The organism is Stenotrophomonas sp. YIM B13575 (genome assembly GCF_042787595.1).
In the GTDB taxonomy this organism is placed as follows: domain Bacteria; phylum Pseudomonadota; class Gammaproteobacteria; order Xanthomonadales; family Xanthomonadaceae; genus Stenotrophomonas; species Stenotrophomonas lactitubi_B.
Genome location: NZ_JBHZOP010000064.1, coordinates 19,910 through 36,887, shown reverse-complemented (window position 1 = coordinate 36,887; position 16,978 = coordinate 19,910). Strand labels below are relative to the sequence as shown.

14 protein-coding genes are annotated in these 16,978 nt (G+C 62.4%); 12 read left to right on the top strand and 2 right to left on the bottom strand.

The features are described 5' to 3' along the window. Positions 1 to 12: 12 nt before the first annotated feature. The 10 genes from ACFX4F_RS12050 (at position 13) to ACFX4F_RS12005 (ending at position 13,647) form a co-directional block, all read left to right on the top strand. On the top strand, positions 13 to 813 hold the full coding sequence (locus tag ACFX4F_RS12050) for a hypothetical protein (RefSeq protein ID WP_380655539.1): 801 nt from the start codon (positions 13 to 15) through the stop codon (positions 811 to 813). Between the two features lie 71 nt (positions 814 to 884). Next, positions 885 to 1,535, top strand: a complete 651-nt coding sequence (locus ACFX4F_RS12045) for a hypothetical protein (protein ID WP_380655537.1) — start codon at positions 885 to 887, stop codon at positions 1,533 to 1,535. Continuing rightward, the gene (locus tag ACFX4F_RS12040; protein WP_380655534.1) at positions 1,528 to 5,271 is read left to right on the top strand and encodes a Laminin subunit alpha-2; all 3,744 of its coding nucleotides are present in this window, start codon (positions 1,528 to 1,530) and stop codon (positions 5,269 to 5,271) included. Before ACFX4F_RS12045 ends, ACFX4F_RS12040 begins: the two co-directional genes overlap by 8 nt. Then, the gene (locus ACFX4F_RS12035) at positions 5,271 to 5,687 is read left to right on the top strand and encodes a hypothetical protein (protein WP_380655531.1); all 417 of its coding nucleotides are present in this window, start codon (positions 5,271 to 5,273) and stop codon (positions 5,685 to 5,687) included. Before ACFX4F_RS12040 ends, ACFX4F_RS12035 begins: the two co-directional genes overlap by 1 nt. Positions 5,688 to 5,690: 3 nt before the next feature. Continuing rightward, positions 5,691 to 9,296, top strand: a complete 3,606-nt coding sequence (locus tag ACFX4F_RS12030) for a hypothetical protein (protein WP_380655528.1) — start codon at positions 5,691 to 5,693, stop codon at positions 9,294 to 9,296. Next, a complete protein-coding gene (locus ACFX4F_RS12025; RefSeq protein WP_380655525.1) occupies positions 9,293 to 10,288 on the top strand; it encodes a hypothetical protein in 996 nt (331 codons plus the stop codon). The genes ACFX4F_RS12030 and ACFX4F_RS12025 overlap by 4 nt, the downstream gene beginning before the upstream one ends. A gap of 2 nt (positions 10,289 to 10,290) precedes the next feature. Then, entirely contained in the window at positions 10,291 to 10,677 is a 387-nt protein-coding gene (locus ACFX4F_RS12020; RefSeq protein WP_248149463.1) for a hypothetical protein, read from the top strand. Between the two features lie 780 nt (positions 10,678 to 11,457). Then, entirely contained in the window at positions 11,458 to 12,483 is a 1,026-nt protein-coding gene (locus ACFX4F_RS12015) for a hypothetical protein (protein WP_380655520.1), read from the top strand. Then, positions 12,473 to 12,706 (top strand): hypothetical protein, encoded by a 234-nt coding sequence (locus ACFX4F_RS12010; protein WP_230112420.1) that lies wholly within the window; start codon positions 12,473 to 12,475, stop codon positions 12,704 to 12,706. Before ACFX4F_RS12015 ends, ACFX4F_RS12010 begins: the two co-directional genes overlap by 11 nt. Positions 12,707 to 12,855: 149 nt before the next feature. Continuing rightward, positions 12,856 to 13,647: a DNA adenine methylase gene (locus tag ACFX4F_RS12005; protein WP_380655517.1), complete on the top strand. Its 792-nt coding sequence runs from the start codon at positions 12,856 to 12,858 to the stop codon at positions 13,645 to 13,647. Positions 13,648 to 13,651: 4 nt separating this feature from the next. Here the strand turns inward: ACFX4F_RS12005 and ACFX4F_RS12000 are convergent, their stop codons facing one another. Continuing rightward, a complete protein-coding gene (locus tag ACFX4F_RS12000) occupies positions 13,652 to 14,389 on the bottom strand; it encodes a hypothetical protein (protein WP_380655515.1) in 738 nt (245 codons plus the stop codon). A 57-nt stretch (positions 14,390 to 14,446) separates the two neighbouring features. Here ACFX4F_RS12000 and ACFX4F_RS11995 point away from each other — a divergent pair, with 57 nt between their 5' ends. Continuing rightward, positions 14,447 to 15,379: an SOS response-associated peptidase family protein gene (locus ACFX4F_RS11995; protein WP_380655512.1), complete on the top strand. Its 933-nt coding sequence runs from the start codon at positions 14,447 to 14,449 to the stop codon at positions 15,377 to 15,379. A gap of 203 nt (positions 15,380 to 15,582) precedes the next feature. After that, complete coding sequence (locus ACFX4F_RS11990; RefSeq protein ID WP_380655509.1) at positions 15,583 to 16,089, top strand: hypothetical protein; 507 nt, start codon at positions 15,583 to 15,585, stop codon at positions 16,087 to 16,089. A gap of 118 nt (positions 16,090 to 16,207) precedes the next feature. Here ACFX4F_RS11990 and ACFX4F_RS11985 read toward each other — a convergent pair whose 3' ends face one another. Then, a complete protein-coding gene (locus tag ACFX4F_RS11985; RefSeq protein WP_380655506.1) occupies positions 16,208 to 16,963 on the bottom strand; it encodes a hypothetical protein in 756 nt (251 codons plus the stop codon). Positions 16,964 to 16,978: the final 15 nt, after the last annotated feature.

The window sequence follows — 16,978 nt, the reverse complement described above, 5'->3', positions numbered from 1 at the left end:
GGAACCAGAACCATGGCACAGCCCAAAGTCCGCAAATTCGCAGGTGATCTGCGCTTCTGGGAGCACGGCGCCGAGGGCGTACGCGTCCCCGTCATTCCCGAGCCCGCCGACAAGTTCGGCAACCAGCCCCTGGAGCAGTCCTCGCTGACCTTCAGCTACGAAGCCGGCGATTCGGTGGAGATCAAGAGCAAGCGACGCGATGCTCGCTATCAGCAGATCATCCACAAGGACTCGAATCCGGGCGTCACCAACGTCTCGATTACCGCGCTGGAAGTGCCGCCGGCCTTCCTGGCTCGCATGCTGTACGGCACCCTGGTCAACACCACTGTGGCAGCCGGCTCGGCCAGCGCTGTGTCGGTCACTGTTGGCAGCGTGGATACGCCCGTGAAGCTGCCGCACAACTTCATCGAAGCAACGCCGGCGCCGGTGTTCAAGAAGGGCGCAGTGGACCTGGTGAAGGGCACCGACTATGACCTCGAGCCCCGTCATGGATTGCTGATCCCCAAGAAGGGGGGCGCGCTGCAGGCCGGCGATGTTGTGGTTGCCGATTACAACTTCGATGCCTATCTGGAGACCGCGATCAGCGGCGGTACCACCCCGAGCAAGTCGTTCCAGGTCCTGGGGGACATGCAGGATCGCATCAGCGGTGACGAAGGCTTGCTGACGATCCCGAACGTCGACCTGACCGTCGATGGCGATGTCGACTGGTTCAGCGATGAGCCGATCCAGGTGACCCTGACCGGTCCGGTGATCTTCCAGGCCGGCGAGGCTGACCTGTACACCTTCAAGATCGCCGCACAGTCAGCAGGCTGACGCGGGGGCAGTAGTTGCTATGTGGAGGGCGCCGGCCTGGCGCCCTCCTGGTCTGAGCCGGGAATGGTGCCATGGCGTCGAATCGCAATAACAACGTCCTGAAGTTCTATGTCAGCGGACGTCGAGCGAAAGGTCTGCACGGGCTTTCCGACTTGGCAGGCAATGCGCTGAATCGCTACGACCTCTCAGTGCAGCGTGCCTTCGTTGGTTTGCAGCGACGGGCAGGCGCCGCTGTCAGCCAGGAGGTCAGGGGCTCCTACAACGTCCGGGCAACCACCCTGCGTGGGAAGTATCGCGTGGAGACCGGGGAGCAGGGCTACCGGACGGGTAAGCGTGGGCGGGATGACTTCCTGGCCATCTGGGCAAGCACTCGCCAGATCTCGTTGCTGGAGTTCGGAGGTCGGTGGGTCGGGCGGAAATCGGTTGGTGCCACCGCAAGTATCGGCGTGGGTGACAGTAAGACCTATGACGGTGCGTTCATCGCCACGATCAAGGGCAGGAAAGCTATCCGTGTGCGCAGCTGGGACAGCGCCAAGCAGAAGCGGCACGGACGTGGCCCGGTTCGAATCCTACGAGGCCCCAGCCCATTCGAAATGCTGTCCGGTGCCGATGGGAACGGCCGAGCGCTGACCACTCGCCGCCGACTGATCGATCGGTTCCACACCTACTACTCAACCGAGCTGCGCCGACAGTGGCGCGTGAATGGGAACAGCAATGGCTGACCGGCTGGAAGAAGCAATCCGAGTAGTCATCGAGACGCAGGGGCGTGAGGGTGTTGAAGCCCTGCGCCTGGCGTTTGGTGACCTCGGGGATGTGTCGGTCGAGACGGCTGGCAAGACCACCAAGCTTCTGGACTCGCTGACGGGCCTGAACGCGGCAGCCTCGAAGGCCGATGCCTTTGGCGGCATGCTTGATCAGCTCGCCGAACTTGAGCGCGAGTTTGGTGCTAACCAAGCAGCGGCGCTCGCGCTGAGCCTTCGCATCGGGGAGATGGAGAAGCCTTCCCGCGATGTACTTGCGGCCCAGCGTGATCTCCGGAAGGAAGGCGAGCGGCTTAAGAAGGCGCTGAACGAGCAGTGGGAGGCGGTCGGCAAGGCTGACACCGAGCTGGCGACGCTGGGTGTGAACACCTCGCAGCTGGCAGACAGCCAGCAGCGGCTGCGCACCGAGGCTACGCGGGCTGCGGCCGCACTGACCGCGCAGGCGAAGGCCGCCGCTGAAGAGGCTGCGGCCACGCGTCGCCGCACCCAGCAAATTGCTGAGGGCGATGCTGCCTTCCGCAAGCAGGCAGACGCGAGTCGAGCCGCACAGAAGTCACTCGCCGCCTATCGTGACCGCGCCGAGGAAGCGGCCGCAGGTAGTGAGAATCTCGCGGGCGCCACAGAGAGCGCGGCGGGGTGGTTCGGCAAGCTTAAGGCGGTGGCCGCCGGTGCGGTCGCGTTTGTCGGCTTGAATCGGGTTGTTGAGGGCATCAAAGCCATCATCAAGGAAGGCAGCGACGCCGAGCAGGAGTTGGCTCAGATCGAGGCTGCGCTGCATGCCACTGGCCGGACCAGCGAGTTCACTGCAGAGAAACTGCAGGCGCTCGGCAAGAGCCTGCAGACCGGGTTGTTTGATGATGGGCAGATCAACAGCGCTATGGTGCGCATGCTGTCCTATACCAACATCGTGGGCGACCAATTCTCCGCCGCGATGCAGATCACCATCGACCAGGCGCAGCGCCTGGGCATCTCCTTGGAGTCCTCTGCAGAGACGGTAGGCAAGGCGCTGCAGACTCCGTCCAAGGCGATGGAGGGGTTGAGCAAGCAGGGCTTCACGCTCTCAGATAGTCAGAAGGTGCTGATCAAGGAACTGGAGGCTACCGGGCGTGTCGCCGAAGCCCAGTCGATCATTCTGGATCTTCTGGCTGAGTCGTACGGTGGTGCCGCGGCCGCTGCAAAGGTTGGCACGATCGCTGGCCTGTGGAAGGAAGCCACCGACCGCTTCAAGGACTGGAAGCAAGAGGTCGCCGATCAGGGTGTGCTGACCTATTTCAAGGATCAGCTCACGACGCTTCTGGGAACATTGGATCGCCTTGCCAAAGATGGCAGCTTGTCTCGTTGGGCCAAGCAGACCGCCCAGGCCATCATCACAATGGCCGAGGCGGTGAAGGGAACAACGCAGTGGGTGGTTGATCACGCCCGAGTGATCGGGTTGATGGCTGCGGCCTATGCCCAGTTCAAGATCATCGGCGCGCTGATGCAGCTCAACGCCTGGCGCGTAGCGTTGATTGCAACGACCCAGGCGCAGATTGCCAACAACGCCGCAGTAGCATCAGGAAGTCGTGGCATTGGGAGGTTCGGCCTATTGCTGCGCGGCCTTCCGAAAGCTGTTCCGATCACCATTGCGTTGCTGGGACTGGAGTCGGCTGTCAGCGGTCTGGGCGTACTGAAGACTGTAGCCCAGGACATCTGGAAACAACACGACCCTGCGCTCAAGCGCGCTGGCGAGGCCCAACGTGCCTATGCTAGCCAAGTTCGCGATTCGGCACGGGAGCTGCGCCAGCAAGCTATCTCGTTCATTGACTACCGCGATGTCGTCATCAAGACGGCAGAAGAAGTTTCGCGGATGGGCGAGGCGGAGCGCCAGTCTTACCTGAAGCGCCTGTCGGGGCTGGAACAGTACCTGACCGCACAAGAGGGTTTCCTGCTGATGCAGCAGAAGGCTGGTGTCGCCACTGCCGATCAGCTGCAGGATCTGGGGCGGGTGACAGACCGTCTGTTGGAGGTCTCGACAGGCTTCGCGGTCATGGCCAAGGGCGCCCAAACTGCGGCTGACGCGGTCAGGAACGGCATCGGTGGCGCGGCCCAGCTTGTTGTTGAGCAATTGGACGGAATCACCAGCAATGCTCGCCTCGCCAACGAGTCCATCGGCAAACTGTTCAGCGGTCTCAACTTCACTGACAGCGGCAGCCTTGAGGCGGTCGGAGTCGCGCTGGGCTACATCGCCGACCAGGGTGGGGCGGCTGAGCGCAATGTGCGGGATGGCTTGCTGGCAACCTTGCAGCGCCTGTCAGGAGAGGAGCTGGCCCGTTTCCAGGGGGCAGCACAGGCTGCTTTTGACGCACTGCCGCAGGGCGCGGCGAACGCTGCTGCGGTGCTGCAGACCACTCTCCTTGCGGCAATGGAAAAGCTGGGCGTGGCGGCTGGTCGCCTCGGCGTTAGCTTCACCGGCGCCGGCAGGGATTCGATCGCGGCGTTTGGTGCCATTACCGAGAACGCCGTTGCGACTGGAACGCAGATCGAGGCTGCGTTCAAGGCGGCTTTGGGCAAGGTGGCAACGCTGGATGAGGCCCGTACTCTGGGCTCGCTGCTGCAGGCAGCGGGCGAGCAGGGCAAAGTCGGCTTCGATTCTGCGGCGCGCTCAGCTGCGGCACTGCGTGCCCGTATCCGTGAGATTGAGGTCGGCCTTGGCCCGCTGACTGATGAATTCAGCCGTCTGGGCATTCAGTCCCAGGCGTCCCTCAACGCCGCGCGGGATGCAGCCAAGGACGCATTCGATGCGATCCGTGCCGGCGCGGCAAAGGGCAAGGCGTCCGTCGAGGACGTTCGGCGTGCGTTCCGGGCGTACTCGGATGCCGCGAAGGCTACGGTCGCCGACAGTGACAAGTGGAAGCAGGCCCAACTTCAGGCGCAGCTTGATGTCCAGGGCGCGATCTACCTGACCAACGAGTCTCTGGACGATATGGGCGGCATCGGCCAGGGCGCGATGGACAAGATCGAGCGTGGCGCCAATCGTGTCACTGGTGCCTTGAAGGAGGTTGAAGCCAGCTCCAACGCAGCGGCTTCGGGGGTCGAGAGGGTGGCCGATGGAGCCGAATCTGCAGGCGGCAGCTTGGGCGGCGCCAGCTCGGCCGCGCAAGGTTTCTCCCTGCAGATGGGTGAGATCTCCTCAAAGACGCGCGAAATGCTGGCCCAGATGAACGGACCGAACGGACTGCAACAGTTCGCCAACATCTGGAACTCGCTGTACGACCAGCGCCAAGATCTCGCCAAGTATAAGAAAGAGCAAGAGGCCGTCCTGAAGGGCATGGAGGATCTCTCGACGGCGCGCAGCGCGCTGGCAGAGCGGTTCGACTTGGTTGGCCCCGGTGAGCTTGAGGAGATCGTCCAGATCGAGAATCAGATCGAAGCAAAGCGCCTCGAGCGCGACCGTGAGGCAAAGCAGGCGATGGAGGAGCGGCGGCGCGCTGCGGAAGCTGAGGCCGAGGCGCAAGCCAGGGCAGATGCGGCACGGATTAGTTCTGGCGGGAAGACTGAACAAGTATTGATTATCGACTGGAAGGCCCCCGGCAAAGAGGTTCTGGCCGGCGTAACCGCGCGCGAAGTGCAGGAGGCGCAGCGCCTCGCCAGCATCGTGGCGCCGTTGGTGCTGCAGCAGGTTCGGAAGAGCCGGTCCGTTTCCGTGAGGGGGCGATGATGACCCGTATTGTTCTGGCCGGAATCGAGTTGCCGGCCGACCTCCAATGGACCGACGAGTTCACCGCCTGGAAGGTGGGGCAGCAGGTCCGAACAAGCCTGACCGGTGCCTTGATCGTTCAAGAGTCGGCGCGCCAAGCGGGACGGCCCATCACGCTGCAAACCAGCCGGGATGGCACAGCTTATGTCGGTCCGGTGAATTTGCCTGTGCTTCGTGCGCTACAGGCGAATGAAGGCGAGACGCGCGTCGCGCCGCTGGAGCTGATCGTCCCCGCTCACAACGGCGGCGAAAGAACGTTCCAAGTGCGCTGGCGGCGCGCTGATGGACCGGCCATCGAGGCGGAGCCGATTCGCTTTGCGGTGCCCGCGTTGGACCCTGACTACTTCTCCATCACTCTTCGCCTCATGACGGTGTAACCGATGACGATCTCCGCAACCGATATCAAGCTGCGCCAGTCGCAGCGCCTCACCGACAACCCGGACGGCGGTGGTCGAATGATCCAGGCCGAAGTCCAGGACGGGGCGATGAACAACCTCTTCCCCGACATCGGCGATGAAGAACGAACCACTGGGCGGGCGACACTGCGGAAGATGTTCGTGCATGTCGACACCCCGAATGTCGATGTTCTCAAAGATGCCATCGGCGTCCTCATCGAGCCGCCTTCAGATCCGAGCGTCACGGTGAGCATGTTCGCAACTGGCTCCTACAGTGATGTGCGGTTGGACGCGAAGAACCGTGTGGAAAGCTACATTACCCGGGGAACTGAGTCGCGATTCATCCTGATGGGCAACCACTTCGTCGGTCAGATGACGCTGCTGGTCTACACCACGGCCGACGCACCCAGTCCGGACATCAATGACAATCTTTCACTGATGACACTGCCGGCCTCCGGGCATGATGAGGCTGAGCAGTATGTGCGTGTGAAGTCGGTTCTCTCTCGCACCAAGCGCACCTTCACCGACGATCAGGGTGCATTTGAGCGTGACGTGCTGGTGATCGAGCTGGTGAACGCGCTTCTCCGCAACTTCTACGGGCAGGAGGTGGTTCGCTTCACTGCCAGCAAACCTGCAACGCGTGTGTACGAGACGAACGTTGTGGATGCCAACAGCTACCACAGCGTCAAACGCCTGTCAGCCTCGGGTAAGCCTGGCGACCTGTCGGTCCAGGTTGATACTCCCTACGTCCCCATCGTCCCGACCTCCACTGCCGAGACGCCCGTGAGTGATGTGCTCGCCGGTCTGGGGACCATGAGCTTCGTTCCATCTGGTGCTGCGGGAAGCTTGGCGCTCAACTTCGCATCCAGCTTCCAGGCGGGCACGCCGGTTGCTCGCTATCTCGGGACGGGTATGGCTGTCGGTAGCGTGAAGGTGATGGCCGGCAGCGTGGAGCTGACCGATGACGGCACTGGCACCCTGACGTCGGCGGCGGTGACGCCCTGGGGCGGAACTGTGGATTACCAGGCTGGTGTGGTTTCAGTCACTCATTCGTCGGGCACGGCCAGCACCAGCGTCAGCATTACCGCGACCCCTGCCGGTGCCATCCCGATGCAGGGCTACACGGACGAAATCGCGGTGACCCAGAACAATCAGGGCATGGTTTGGTTGATCCAAGCCATACCGCTGCCGGCGCCTGGGACGGTGATCGTTGACTATCGCGCCTTGGGGCGCTGGATCAGACTGTCCGACAACGGCAAAGGTCAGTTGGTTGGAAAGCCGGGGCAGGGCGGCGGCACGGTCAACTACACAACCGGCTCCATTGTCCTTACCGCAGGGGCGCTGCCAGATCTCAAGAGCAGCATCATTGCTGCGTGGGGGACGCCTATCATTGCGGAGGCACGCTCCGGGGATGCTGCTATTCAGGCCCCGTCGCTGCAGTTCGTTCTGGGTGAGGGGGCAGCCGTACCTGGTAGCGTCAGCATGACGCTGCGTATCGGCGGCGGTAACGTCGCGGTCACTGACAACGGAGCCGGCGGATTGCTGATCGGCGGCCAGGTACGCGGCTCGATCTCCTATGCGACGGGCGAGGTGTCGCTGCGACCTGGTTCGCTTCCAGATGCAGACAGCAACCTGGCAATTACCTACGACTCGGGCCAAGCGCTCCACTCGGCACCTCAGCCGGTACCGGATGGGTCTGGCATCGTCTCGTTCCTCCTCCCGCAGGGGCCAGTGCGCGCCGGCTCGGTACTTCTCGACTGGGTGATCAGCGTTCTGCGCGACCGCGATGACCTGGCGTCAGCGCCGCAGCCGATGCGTGTGATCGCCAAGGACGATGGCAAAGGCAACGTCGTGGCCGTGTCGGTGGGCGACACGGCGGCAAGCGCTGTGCTCGGTTCGGTGAACTACAGCACGGGCGCGGTGACGTTGCAGGCCGGCAAGTTCACAGTCCACCAGGTGTCCTACCCGAAGTATGAGCTTCGATCCGGCAGGCTCAAGGTTGTGGGCTATGAGCGTCTGGATGTGCTGGCGCAATTCTCCGCCGGCACCATCATCTCCACAGCCTGGATGCTTGCGGGTGATTCCTCTGAGCAGGCCCAGGAGTCCTTGCCCCTGCCCGCAATGCAGTTGCAGCTGACGCCGACCATCAGCGACAGCATTGTTCCGGGGAGCATCCGTTTCAGCTTCCGGGGCAGAACGTACATCGATCGCAGCGGTGGCTTGTACCACAGTGTTGATCCGCAGACCGGCGCGGGTGTCTACGCTGGCACGGTCGACTACACCTCAGGGGTGGTCAATCTGGCCCAGTGGCTGCCCGGCGGTACTAATGCTGTCCAGGTGCTTTCCCTGTTGACCAGGATCGCCGATCCCGGCGTCGCATTCTCGTTCTTCCGGGCGCCTGGATCGCCGCTGCGGCCTGGCATGTTCACGTTGCGGGCGAACCGCCTTGATGGCGAGCTGCTGACGGCGACGGCGGACATCAACGGTGATATCGCCAGCGCAGAGATCCGTGGGAGCGTCGATTGGGAAAGCGGCGTGGCGAAGGTGCAGTTTGGCCAGCTCGTACCGGTCGCGGGCAACGAGGGCCAGCCGTGGTTTGATCCCGCCCTGGTGGAAGGGGACCAGGTGTGGCGGCCGACATTGGTCCTTCCGGGGTCGATCTACATGGGGGCGGTCGTCTACCGCTCCATTCCTCTTTCCGAGGTGGTTATCGGGCTCTCGTCGGTTCGCCTCCCCAGCGATGGGCGAGTGCCGGCGTTCAAGCCGGGACAGACCGTGCTCATTCACCACACCGCCAAGCACAGCATCGCGGCCCCTCAGGCCGGGCAGGTCGTTCCTTTCGGGCGCACTCGTATCGCTGGAATCGAAGTCAGGGATTCCAAGGGGGCGGCGGTCGATAGCGCGTGGTACGCCGTGGATCTCGCGCTGGGTCGTCTGACGTTCAGTGATCCATTGAACCTGGCGGCGTACACCATGCCGATTGTCATCAGTGAACGGGTCGAGGATCGCCGATTGGTGGTGCAGCCTCAGATCACGGGCGAGATTGAGATCAACACCGCCCTCACGCATGACTATCCTGCGGGCGAGGCAATGATCAGTGCTGCGCTGCGTCTGGGCGAGGCGAACGGCTCCCTCGATCTGCAAGCGCGCAGCGTTAACCTTTTCGACCAGGCTGCATGGACTGGTGTATGGAGCGATGTCCTCATTGGTAGCGCCGCGCCAGGCACCTTCAACGATACCGACTATCCGTTGGTGGTCGCCAACGCCGACGCAATCACCGAGCGCTGGGCTATTCGCTTCACTAGCTCAACGACCTTTGAGGTGATGGGCGAAACGGTCGGAACCATTACCAGCGGCGCCACGACCTCGGACTGTGCGCCGGTCAATCCGCGTACAGGCCGGCCCTACTTCACCATTCCGCGTGCCGGCTGGGGTTCCGGATGGTCCACCAACAACGTGGTGCGTTTCAACACGGTCGGTGGCCTTGCCCCGATCTGGATGGTACGCACCACCCTCCCAGGCACACCGGAAGGAGTCGTTGATTCGACTCGCTTCCAAGTCATCGGCAACGTCGCAGGAGTTCAAGCATGAGTCTCGTTCCAACGGTTTATCGAAGCACTGATCCGGGCGCGCCACTGCTGTCTGGCGCGCCGGGGGCCCTGATCGCGCTGCTGGATGCGCTGCTCGTGGATGGGTACGGCGTCGGAGCGGGCAGAGTGAATGGTCTTGGCTGGACCAAGGAGTTCGGGGGCGTGAACGTTCGGGCATATCGCAACTCGCCCGTGTCCGGCACCGGCTACTTCCTACGGGTTGACGATACTGCCGCACGGTCGGCACTGCTGCGCGCCTACTCCAGCATGAGCGATCTCAATTCGGGATCGGATGCGACCCCGTCCGATGCGCTGAAGGCGATTGGCTCCACGTGGGAGAAGTCAAACGTGGCCAGCGGTGCTGCACGACACTGGGTCGCCGTGGGCAATGAGCGCTTCTTCTACTTGTTCATCGATACGTCCGGCACATTCGCATCCCAAGGCACCCAGGGAACTCACGGGCACTATGCCGGAGATATGAACTCGATTCGCCCCGGCGACCGACATAGCTTTGTGGTCTCTTACAAGGGAAATGACACCGAGGGCAGCAACAACATCGGGTACGGATTCAAGGTTCAGCCTTGGAGCGGCAGTGCAGGCACGGATAGCATCACCGCCGCGTTTGTCGGGCGCTCGCACTCGGGGGCTGTCGGCTCTGTGCGATTGTTTCTGTCTGCGCCAGCGGTTACTGCCAATTTTGCCGTGGGCAACCAGCCTGGGTTCCCCAACTATCCGTATGTCGGCAATGGCGGATTGCTGTATGGAAGCATTGATCTACTGGAGGCTCCGTTCACGCCTCGCGGTTACCTTCCTGGCGTGTATGCGCCAATACATCGGCGGCCCTTCCCCGAGCAGACGATCGTTTCAGATGTTGATGGCCTGCCGGTTGGCACGAGACTGCTTGCCAAGAATGTGACTGCTGACAACATCGCTGGATTTTCCGATACGTGGACCGGACAGATCCTTATCGACATCACCAACTCCTGGGGGTAGTCGTGGCGATCACTGCAGCTCGCTTTGGCTTCAGATGGTCGGTGGTGACCTGGACTGCACAGCAGACCGCCGCGCGCTATGGAGCCTACAGTTCATCGGGCCAGTACTGGGCCGGGCCCGGCTACTTGGCCGGTGAAGCTCCGAAGACAAATGATCCGTCCGAGCCGGATGGGCGATTCCGCATCCTGAATCAGCCGGCGCGAGGTCGCGTCATGGTGCTGGAGCGCGGTAGCGGACTCTGCGTTGCCTCAACAATGAGCAAGGACGATGGGACCTGGAGAGTTGATCGGCTCAACCCTGCCATTCGCTTCACCGTGATCGGTTTTGATGATCGCGGACTGCAGAACGCGGCGATTCAGGATTGGATTGCCCCAGCCGTGCGTGAGTAGCCCATGAACCAACTGGGCAACAGTACCGTGCTGAACCTCGGACCGGCGGCCACTGCGGGCGGCGCCGTGGTGAGCCTCAACCTTGGCGTTGACTGGTGGTCGGTAGATCCGCCGGGACCGGAGCCTTCGTACCTGCGCGTTGACGCCTCCCTCGCATGGTCTGCCGGGCGATCACAGACAGCCATGGCGGTGGTCGGCTGGGGTAGGGCTGGTGCGGCGTCGATGGAGGTGTGGGCGAGCTGGGCGCGCGCAGAGCGTCAGGCCGGTCCGGGTGCTTCCATCGGGTGGGGCCTGTCACCGTTGCTTCAGCACAGCGGCAGGCTGCGTTGGAGGGGCGTGCAGGCCAGCGTTCGGCGTTCGCATTCGCTCCCGTGGCGGTCGATGGATAGACGGGATGCGTCGCTGCGCGCACGGTGGGCTCAGTCAAAGGCGATTGGTGTCGATGGTGGCCTCAATTGGTCTGCTCAGGAAGTAGTGAACATCTCGGTCAGGGTGCGGTGGCGCTCTAGTCAATCTGAGCGGAACCAGTGGCTGGCACCGTGGACCCCGGCTGATCTGTTGCCCAGGGATTGGCGCCTTCCGTGGGGGAGCGCGGCGAAGCTCCCTTGGATCGTGCGGCCGCCTGTTCCTCCTGACCCTGAGCCCGAGCCTGGCTGGCCAGCGGGCAATGCAGTCGGGCTAAACCTCGGCTGTCCTGTCGTTGGTGGCTTCGGTGTGGTTCCCCTAAATCTTGGCGTCGTCGCGTGCTACGCGGTGCGCCCTCAGCGCAGGACCTATGTCGTGATCAACACGGTTTCCTTCGTGCGTCTCCCTGATCGCACCCCCATCGAAGTGACGCGAATATCGCTTGCTGCAAGCCGAGGGTCGTGGGGTTGGACTTTCGATTTCGAGCTGGCCGATCCTGGCCAACTGTCGCTGCTGAAACCCACCGCCGCTGGCCCGCGACAATTTGAGGTGTCGCTCAACGGCAATGTCTGGACCGGTATTGTCGAGACCTTCCAGAAACAGCGGGAGTTCGCTGGTGGCGGTGTGCGGCTGAGCGGACGCTCACGCACTGCGCTGCTGGCTGCCCCCTACGCCCCTGCGCGGGTCAAGGCCACAAGCGAAGATCGCAGCATGGCGCAGCTGGTGGCCGAGGAGCTGGCCGATACCGGCTTCGTCAGCCACTACCAAACCGTGGACTGGAACGTCCCTGCTGGTGCCTGGTTCTACGACGCTAGCACGCCTCTGGATGCGATCAGCGCGCTCGCCGAGGCGAGCGGTGCGGTGGTGCAGTCGCATCCGGCTGACCTCGCACTCACTGTGCGGCCGGCTTATCCGGCCAGTCCATGGGACTGGAGGGAGACCGCACCCGACCACGTGCTGCAGGAGGACATCGTGCTGACAGAGAGCCTGCAGATGCGCAGCGCTCCGCTCTATGACGCGGTGGTGGTCACGGGAGAGCTGGCCGGAAAGGGTGTGACCTGCAAGGTGCGGCGGGAAGGGGAGGCCGGCCAACTGTTTGCGCCGCAAGTCAGCAGCCCACTGATCAGCGTCGCCGCTGCCGGCGCCGAGCGGGGCCGGAACATCCTCTCTGATCGCGGTGAGCAGGCGGCCGTTGATCTGACCGTTCCGCTTTTCGCCAAGCCGCTGAAACCAGGCGAGGTGGGGGTGATCATGCCCTTGGATCTGGTCGAGGTCACGAGCTGGGACGGTACGTGGCACGGCCAGTGCGAGTCGCTGCGCATCGAGGTGACGGTTGAGCAGCAGGCCGTCGTGATCGAGCAAACCGCCACACTTGAGAGGCACTACACCGATGCGGACTGACCTGTGGGATCAATTTGGCGACCTGGTCGGTGGCAGCCCAAGGCTGCTGGCCACCGTCACCGCGCACAACTCTGACGGCACAAGCAGCTTGACGACCTACGACGGCGCACAGATGCGTGCGTTCGGCCAACTGCAGCTGGCCATTCCTTACAACGTGTGGGTGCGAGGCGGCCGCCTGGTGGAAGGCGCTCCGAACCTGCCGCTGATTGAACTGTCCGTGTAGCGCAAAACAGGGCGCTGCCCGGATGCCGCCAAGCACCCGAACAGCGCCGCAACACAGGTGGTCTCAGCACCTGGCATTGGCCGCGTCCCTGTCGCCCTCGCGAGAGCGCGTGGATTGTCGGTCTCCCCTATCGCAAATGCTGAGAAACTATGACCAAGCCAATGATCTCCTGGCCCGGCGGCAAGCGCCGGCTGCTGAAGCACCTCTATCCCCACTTCCCCATACACGACTGCTACGTCGAGGCATTTGCTGGTGGCGCCGCCTCACTGCTCATGCGGCCCTACCCGGCGCAAATGGAAGTCCTCAACGACATCAACGGCGATCTGGTGTCCCTGTATCGTTGCGTGCGGCATCACCTCGATGAGTTCGTGCGCATGTTCCGCTGGTCGCTGGTGTCTCGCCAGATGTTCGAATGGGCGCAGATGGAGCGACCGGAGACCCTGACGGATATCCAGAGGGCAGCCCGGTTCTACTACCTGCAGAAGCTGGCCTTCGGTGGAAAGGTGCAGGGCCAGACGTTCGGAGTCGTGACGACGGGCGGTCCAAGGTTGAACCTGCTACGCATCGAGGAAGAATTGAGCGCCGTCCACCTGCGCCTGGCGAACACCATCATCGAGTGCCTGCCGTGGCAGGAGTGCGTCCGACGCTATGACCGTCCCGGCACGCTGTTCTACCTTGACCCGCCGTACTGGGAAACGGAGGGTTACGGTGTCGATTTCCCGTTCTCCGAGTACGAAGCGATGGCCGCGCTCATGCGCGGCGCAGCGGGCAAGTTCTTGGTATCGATCAACGACCACCCGCAAATCCGTGAAGTGTTCGCCGATTTCGACCTGGTCCCGCTGCAGCTCGACTACACCATCGGTGGGGGACAGGGGCGGGGCAAGAAATTCGGGGAGCTGATCATCAAGAGCTGGGACGACAGTCAGGCTTCACTGATCTAGAGCGCTACTGAATCCGGAGAGAATTGTTCCAGATGTCCTCGTAGGCGGCGGTCTTCTCGCCTACGAGTTCTGGGGCGACTCGATGAACGAGCGCCGGGGATCTTGCCGCGATGTCCTTTAGCGATTGAGACACCGTGAACGCTGACGCTCGGTCAATGAATATGGCTCGGTCGTGGAGGCTGCGGGCCGGCGCCGACCTGATTTCGAGTGGGCGGTCGGCGTACTGCGTGTTCCAGGCATCCATGGCGGCCACAAGCGCTGGAGTGTGCGGCTGCTGTCGACCTTCGCCGTCTCTCAAGAGACGAATAGCAATCCCTTGAGGTGCTGCAACTATGAATCGGTTGATTGCCTCATGACTGAGGTACGGGTCAACCACGAACAAATCTTTCTTGGCTTCGGAAATGACAGCAGTCAAAGTCGCAAACGCGGAGAAGTTGTCGCCCACTGCAATGAACGCTCCTCGTTGCTCGGGTGGAAGTCGTAGTTCACATCGGGCGAGGAGGTTACTGAGAGATTGCCTTAGCCGGTCGCCGGACTTGCTGCGAAAACCGCGTCGTGCCATCTCCATGTAATGCCGGAATTCGGTGGCATCGCGCATGGAAGCGATCCCATCGAGCTCCAGTGCAGCCAGAGCTTTCGCTTGCCAGCTCTGGTGTTCCCGTACCTCCGGCTCACCGTCCACATATGCCGGCATGGCTTCGAGCAACTGGGCCACATAGTGATAGAGTTCTAGTGGGCTCATCATCTTGCCGCTTGTTCAGGATTCCGCAAGTTGTAGCTTATGGGAGGGTGCATTTCAATGTGCTACTCGGCGCAGATCGAAGCTGCCTATCAAAAGTTGGTCCGCATGACTGGAGCCACTGTGTCGCTGCAGGAGTTCGCTGCGCTCTATGCCCACGACCCGGGCAAGAAACGGCCCAAGACCCCGAAGGCGATGGATGATGCGTTCCGCGCCGGCACCAGCCCGGCAGAGTTGGCGGTGTGGGCGGAGATCCAGCAATGGAACCAGGCCGAGGCCGCGATCCTTGAGAAGGAGCTTTTCGCCAACCGGAAGCGCCTGGCCGATGCGGAGCGATCGCTGCAGGCAAAGGAAACGAAGAAGGCCCGGGAAGACGTTCGCATCGCCGGCAACAAGATCGAGCGGGCCATGGGCAAGCTGGGCGACCTGAAGCGGTCCGAAGGCAAGGACCGGGACAGCCGGATCTTCCCCGGTGTCTACGCCCCGGTGATCGTCTCCGAGGGCGGCAAGCTGACGATCAAACCGATGCGCTATCAGTGCCGGCTGGCCGGGAAGCCGGCCAACTACGATCAGCGCTTCCCGGGCACGTACAACGCCCGCCGCGACAGCCTGGAGAGGTTCTGGGCGCCCGCCTTCGGCCATACCCATGGGCTGATGGTGGTCGACACCTTCTACGAGAACGTGGAGGGGCCGGACGGCAAGAACCAGGTGGTGCAGTTCACCCCGCGCACGGGCGAGCCAATGCTGGTGGCCTGCCTGTGGTCGCACTGGGTGGACCCTGCAGGCAAGGAGCCGGATCTGCTGTCGTTCGCAGCCATCACGGATGATCCGGAACCGGAGGTGGCCGCCGCCGGCCACGACCGGACCATCATCAACATCAAGCCCGAGCACGTCGACGCCTGGCTGAACCCCGATTCCACCGACCTGGCCGCGCTGTACCGGATCTTTGACGACAAGCGGCACCCGTTCTACGAGCATCGGCTGGCGGCATAGGCGAAACCCGAGCGAGCGTCGCGCGGTTCCCTGATGGCGTTGGCCGCGTGGCGCGGCGATGCTGGTCTCGCCGGATCCGGGGCCACAGGCCGCTCAACCCGGAGGCGCCTGAGCAGCGCCGCGCCGGCATTTTTCCCGAACGATTCAGCCAGGTCGCTACCGCGTTCGCAGGATCTGCGACGCCTGGCCGTATGCTCCCGGCCATGCTTCCCTCGCACGGCTACCAAGGATTCCGCTCAGCACCACCACCCTCTGGCTGGGTCCAGATGGGGGAGGGCTGGATGCTGTGGTGGAGCGGCCGACAGATCGCCCACGTAACGCCAGCAAAGGACGGCGTTCGGGTGCATCTTGATGCCCGGAAGATGTGGGAGACCAAGAACGTGCGGGCGGCCAGCATCAAGCAGGGCAGGCGCTACGCCGAACGCTGGTGCGCGGCCAGGCTGTACCCCGAGCTGAGGCTGCGGGAGGCGGTAGCCCGGCTGGTGGACAGTACGCCCACCGAACTGCCGCCGCCGATGCCAGGTCTGCCCCCGACACCTGAGCAGCTGCAGCAGGCCCGGCGTTTGGCTGAAGCGAGCAATGCGGCATTGGTGCGAGCCAAGGAGGCGTTGGAGCCGCGCAAGCCGCCGAAGGAGACCAAGCCCAGGGCGAGGGACCCCCTCAAGGCTTGGATGAGGGCGGGGCGCTACCAGATGGGCCGAACGGTCTGAGCGCAGAGCCTCCAGAAAACTTGCCATCACGCCCTTGGGCTGTAATGGCCCGCAGGTTCCTGCGCCAGAAATGAAGTCAAAGCAAATATTTGATTCACGTCCAGAGGCAGGCAGGCTTTTAATTTCTTTGGCTCCCTTTGATGATTAGCTCGTTCAAAGGAAGCACTCGATACTCGATATGTCGATTTCGTTCTGAGCGCAGAAGTGCTCTTTCATAAGGAACTATCGCCACCAGTCGATAGCTCGCTCCGCTGCTGTCTGAGGCTAGGCGAACTTCTCTCTGACTACTGCTGTCTTCATTCCCTGCGCGCTGTGCATTTCGCGTTCCTAGGAAGTCGGCAGAGCTGAATATTCCATATGCTGCAAGCAGCAGCAAATACATGGCTGTTGTTACCCTGTTATCGCTTTCAAATACATGTCTTAGCACTTTGGTAGTGAGCATGAGCACGGCCACTCCTAGTGCTATAGCGGCCACGATCCAGATGTGGGAGGTGTATCCCGACAGGTAACGATTCACAGCCAAGTGAGTACAAAACGCTACGGCCGCAATGCTGCTGGCAACGCATACTTCAAAAAAACTAACCTTCGTGTCCTTGACTTGGGGATACACGGTCCACACAGTGAAACATAAGCCGATAATTCCTATGGCCAGTGGTGCCGAGATCTGGATGATTTGGGTGGGTGGATACAAATCAATAGCCCACTCCGCTCCAAGGGTGCGGTAGAAAGCCCTTAGGTATCGGTAGGATAAAATGTATCCAAATGCTGTCAGGATACTTACAGCACTGGCAGCCATCGCCACCGCGCTCCCAGCGGTGGCCACTGTGCGTGTGATGCGCTGCGTCTCTGCTCGGGGCTCAGTCTGAGAAGTCATTTTGGGCTTAGCTGC

Coding starts and splice junctions, on each gene's coding strand:
- ACFX4F_RS12010 (WP_230112420.1), top strand. CDS start 12,473: ATGCGGACTGACCTGTGGGATCAATTTGGCGACCTGGTCGGTGGCAGC.
- ACFX4F_RS12005 (WP_380655517.1), top strand. CDS start 12,856: ATGACCAAGCCAATGATCTCCTGGCCCGGCGGCAAGCGCCGGCTGCTG.
- ACFX4F_RS11995 (WP_380655512.1), top strand. CDS start 14,447: ATGTGCTACTCGGCGCAGATCGAAGCTGCCTATCAAAAGTTGGTCCGC.
- ACFX4F_RS12025 (WP_380655525.1), top strand. CDS start 9,293: ATGAGTCTCGTTCCAACGGTTTATCGAAGCACTGATCCGGGCGCGCCA.
- ACFX4F_RS11985 (WP_380655506.1), bottom strand. CDS start 16,963: ATGACTTCTCAGACTGAGCCCCGAGCAGAGACGCAGCGCATCACACGC.
- ACFX4F_RS11990 (WP_380655509.1), top strand. CDS start 15,583: ATGCTTCCCTCGCACGGCTACCAAGGATTCCGCTCAGCACCACCACCC.
- ACFX4F_RS12050 (WP_380655539.1), top strand. CDS start 13: ATGGCACAGCCCAAAGTCCGCAAATTCGCAGGTGATCTGCGCTTCTGG.
- ACFX4F_RS12030 (WP_380655528.1), top strand. CDS start 5,691: ATGACGATCTCCGCAACCGATATCAAGCTGCGCCAGTCGCAGCGCCTC.
- ACFX4F_RS12000 (WP_380655515.1), bottom strand. CDS start 14,389: ATGAGCCCACTAGAACTCTATCACTATGTGGCCCAGTTGCTCGAAGCC.
- ACFX4F_RS12035 (WP_380655531.1), top strand. CDS start 5,271: ATGACCCGTATTGTTCTGGCCGGAATCGAGTTGCCGGCCGACCTCCAA.
- ACFX4F_RS12045 (WP_380655537.1), top strand. CDS start 885: ATGGCGTCGAATCGCAATAACAACGTCCTGAAGTTCTATGTCAGCGGA.
- ACFX4F_RS12040 (WP_380655534.1), top strand. CDS start 1,528: ATGGCTGACCGGCTGGAAGAAGCAATCCGAGTAGTCATCGAGACGCAG.